This is a genomic window from Shewanella sp. 11B5 (genome assembly GCF_002836795.1).
Taxonomy (GTDB): domain Bacteria; phylum Pseudomonadota; class Gammaproteobacteria; order Enterobacterales; family Shewanellaceae; genus Shewanella; species Shewanella frigidimarina.
This window is the reverse complement of record NZ_PJAP01000557.1, coordinates 1-4,370: the sequence shown is the minus strand read 5'-3', so window position 1 is coordinate 4,370 and position 4,370 is coordinate 1. Positions and strand designations below refer to the sequence as shown.

Annotated in this window: 4 protein-coding genes; 3 read left to right on the top strand and 1 reads right to left on the bottom strand. The window is 39.8% G+C overall.

Translation table 11 applies throughout. The features are described from left to right. Window positions 1–264: hypothetical protein (locus CXF78_RS13070; protein ID WP_102037045.1), on the bottom strand; the 264-nt coding region annotated here is incomplete at its 3' end. A 543-nt stretch (window positions 265–807) separates the two neighbouring features. On the opposite strand from CXF78_RS13070, the gene CXF78_RS13065 reads away from it, so the two are divergent. The 3 genes from CXF78_RS13065 to CXF78_RS13055 all read left to right on the top strand — a co-directional run bounded on the left by CXF78_RS13065 (window position 808) and on the right by CXF78_RS13055 (window position 4,370). Then, window positions 808–1,485, top strand: a complete 678-nt coding sequence (locus CXF78_RS13065) for a helix-turn-helix transcriptional regulator (protein WP_011636172.1) — start codon at window positions 808–810, stop codon at window positions 1,483–1,485. 196 nt (window positions 1,486–1,681) lie between these two features. Continuing rightward, entirely contained in the window at window positions 1,682–2,941 is a 1,260-nt protein-coding gene (locus CXF78_RS13060) for an aromatic amino acid transport family protein (RefSeq protein ID WP_011636171.1), read from the top strand. A 67-nt stretch (window positions 2,942–3,008) separates the two neighbouring features. Continuing rightward, a complete protein-coding gene (locus tag CXF78_RS13055) occupies window positions 3,009–4,370 on the top strand; it encodes an L-serine ammonia-lyase (RefSeq protein ID WP_102037044.1) in 1,362 nt (453 codons plus the stop codon).

Here is a 4,370-nt window from a genome sequence, read left to right as displayed (position 1 = left end):
TAGCGGCGCACTTACAACCCAAGCAACGCGAGGACGAACTTTTGTCTTACGCATATCCCATATCACCTGCGGCCCTTTGATCATTTCACAATCAAACTCGCACTGATCAATATCAACGTTTAATAAACGCAGTACATCATGAATAAACATTTGATCAGATAAGTCGGCATCGAGATCATGCAACACTAAGTAAGGCTTTAACGGTTTATCGGCACTGAGCCAGCGAGTAATATTCATCGCATCTAAAAAAGCAGATTTATCCATCGGACTCTCAAAAACAAGGATACTTTTGCAAGCATAACAGTTAACTAAATAAGGTTTAAGATAATTTAGCCCAAACAGGTGAGATTACACACACCTTAAACAACGACTTACTCCCAATAACGGCACTTGATTGTTGTTCCTCTAAAGAGATGTAGATTCACAATAAATCTGATCAAAATTTATCCGCTCAATAAAATCGATAGAAATAGCCTTCCAGGGTTTGCTTGATCACTTTTGTCTGTCTTAGGCTCGGTATTGGTCAAGATCAAGCCTGTTAAATTTTTTTAACTTTATATCACCGTATTCTTTCGAGTTAATATTTTTATGTACACCAAGCTAAAGTTAACTAGATGTAACTAAAACAAGCATTACACACATAAAAATAGCAATACACCTCACAAAAATTAACTATATGTAACTATCTTATTGACTCAATCTGACCATTATTGTCTTATACGTCTTATCAGCTCGAACGATTAATTGCATTAAAAGTATATAAATGGTCAATTAAGACCAATTTTAGTTAACTTTAGTGGTATTTACATGACTATGAACGCATACAAATCATTCAATATTGTGTTTACAGATAAAGACAAAGAATTTATGAAATCCAATTTCCGCTTGGCAGAAACCGTAGCGGAATTTATAGGGCCTCATTGTGAAGTGGTGGTCCATTCATTCGAAAGCTTCGAGCATTCCGTCGTTAAAATTGTCAACGGACATCATACCGGCCGAACCGTAGGTTCACCGATTACCGATATGGGTCTGAAAATGCTTCGCGCTTTTGAGAAAACAGGAGATGCGACACCCAAAAGCTATTTCACTAGAATCAAAGACGGATCTTTACTGAAATCTACAACATGTGTACTCGCTGGGGAGAATGAAAAACCAATAGGATTATTTTGTGTTAATGCCAACTTATCCTACCCATTTACCGAAATCATTAAAACATTAATGCCCGAGACGGCAAGCGCTTCAATCGGTGTTAATGAGAACTTTAGTTCATCTCCAAGTGAATTAATTGAAAAAGCACTTGAGAACGCAATTATTCAAGTTGAAAACGACGAAAAAATCAACTTGAAAGGGAAAAATAAAGCCATAACCAAACTGCTGTTTGAAAACGGAATTTTCGAACTTAAAGAGGCAACAAACACGGTTGCAGAACGGCTAGGAATAACTCGTCATGCTATTTATAAGTATATTCGCGAGTTTAGAACGTAACAAAAAGTGGTAATGAAATTAGAAGTTACACATTGGACTGGCATGCAAAGATAGTTGATTCAGAGCACATTATTCTGAACTGAACGGGATTCCGTAATATTTGCAGAACAAGAGCCATATGATTCAGTTCCTATGGGTAAATCTGAGACAGAACCGTTGTCGAATCAATTATTATCAATATAGTGAGTGTATTAATATGAGCTCAAGAACATTAACAAATGACTCCTTCTTACCTGTAGATCAGAGTCGATTTAACTATCAAGATTTTACTTGGTGCCTTTCTCTTTTTGGCACGGCTGTGGGTGCGGGAGTTCTTTTTCTTCCTATTAAAGCTGGAGCAGGTGGTTTTTGGCCTCTCGTTATTTTAGCTTTAATTGCAGCTCCTATGACATGGTTCGCCCATAAGTCTCTGGCTCGGTTTGTGTTATCGTCAACGAAACCTGAATCGAATATTACCGACACAGTTGAGGAGCACTTTGGTAAAACAGGTGCCAACCTGATTTCCTTTGCCTATTTTTTTGCTATCTTTCCTATCGTTCTAATTTACGGGGTGGGGATCACTAATACCGTAGATTCCTTTATGGTAAACCAGATGGGTATAGCTTCAATTCCACGCTGGATATTATCTGGAGGATTGATTCTGGCAATGACGGGCGGTGTCGTTTTTGGTAGAGAACTTATGCTGAAAGTCACTTCTATTCTAGTTTATCCATTAGTGTTTCTGTTGCTGGCACTATCGATTTATCTAATCCCAGACTGGAATACTTCGATGATGGAAGTCTCGCCTGAATGGTCATCTATGCCATCGATTATTTGGCTATCGATTCCTCTTATTGTCTTTTCGTTTAATCATAGCCCTATCATCAGTCAGTTCACGAAAGAGCAACGTCGGAAGTATGGCCAAAATGCAGTAGAAAAAACTGACGCTATTACAGGTGGTGCTGCGTTGATGTTGATGGGATTTGTTATGTTCTTTGTATTTTCAGTGGTGCTATCTTTGTCACCGGAACAGCTACTATTAGCTAAAGAACAAAATATTTCTATCCTGTCTTACCTGGCCAATGAACATGAATCTCCAATGATTTCTCTAATGGGTCCTATTGTGGCGTTTACAGCAATTACCTCCAGTTATTTTGGCCACTTCCTTGGTGCGCACGAAGGTCTGGTTGGGGTTATTAAGTGCCGGACGACTGCTTCAGTAAATATCATTGAAAAAGCATCACTTGCTTTCATTGTGCTGTCTACATGGGTGGTTGCTATCGTTAACCCAAGTATTTTAGGCATGATTGAGGCAGTGGGCGCTCCAATGATTGCTGCGATTCTATTTTTAATGCCCGTTTTTGCGATGCATAAAGTTCCTGCAATGGCTAAGTATAAAACATCACTTCCTGTTCAAATTTTTACGGTTATATGCGGCTTAGCTGCTATCAGCTCTGTTCTTTACGACATATTTTAACAGCTCTATCCATTCATAAACTATGACAAAAGCTTCTAGGTATAGAAGCTTTTGCAAAGGAATCAATATGATTAGTGTTTTCGATATTTATAAAGTGGGTATTGGACCTTCAAGCTCTCATACCGGCGGACCAATGAAAGCAGGAAAAGAGTTTATCGATGAGTTACGTTCGAAAAGCAAGCTTCGAGAAATCACTAGAATTACTGTTGATTTATATGGCGCACTGTCACTCACAGGAAAGGGTCACAACACAGATATAGCCATTATTATGGGTCTAGCGGGTAATCTACCGGAAGATGTCGATATCGAAAGTATCCCCAGTTTTATTGCACGGCTGGAGAAAAGTGAAAGGCTTCCTGTAGGCATGCACTGTCATACGGTGTCCTTCCCTTATAATAAAAGCATCCACTTCCATAATACAAATTTGAAACTGCATGAAAATGGCATGCAAATCCACGCATGGATAGAAAACGAGAAAGTGCTCTCCAAGACTTACTATTCTATCGGAGGCGGATTCATTGTTGATGAAGAAAATTTCGGCAAACAGGAGGAACAGTTAGTAAAAGTTCCTTATGAATATTCTACAGCTGAAGAATTGATTAAACATTGTAAAACTGAAGGATTATCGATTAGCTCTTTAGTGTTAGAGAATGAAAAATCGCTGCGCCCAGACGGTAATATTCAAGCTCAGTTTACTCATATCTGGAAAACGATGCGTGAATCTATGGATCGCGGTATGAATACCCAAGGGGTACTACCAGGACCAATGCGGATCCCTCGTCGTGCTGCTGCGCTTTGCCAACAACTTGTGGCTTCTGAATCTACATCTAATGACCCTATGGCTGTTATTGATTGGGTCAATATGTTTGCTTTTGCAGTGAGCGAAGAAAATGCATCTGGAGGCCGAGTTGTCACAGCACCTACTAATGGGGCTTGCGGTATTGTCCCAGCAGTAATTGCTTATTACGACAAGTTTATCCATAGAGTTACCGAGAAAGACTATATGCGTTTTCTGGCGGCATCTGGGGCTATTGGTGGGTTATTTAAACAGAATGCTTCCATTTCAGGAGCGGAAGTTGGCTGCCAAGGAGAGGTTGGAGTTGCCTGTTCAATGGCTGCTGCTGGGCTTGTTGAGTTATTGGGTGGTAGTCCTGAACAAGTATGTATCGCTGCAGAAATTGGTATGGAACACAACCTGGGACTGACTTGCGACCCTGTATCTGGAAGGGTGCAAATACCTTGCATTGAACGTAATGGAATTAACGCAGTAAAAGCGATTAACTCTGCACGTATGGCACTACGTCGTTCTTCAGATCCTCTCGTGTCTCTTGATAAAGTCATCGAAACAATGATGGAAACAGGTAAGGATATGAACTCTAAATATAGAGAAACCTCTTTGGGTGGATTAGCTATCAAAGTTCTTTGCTGA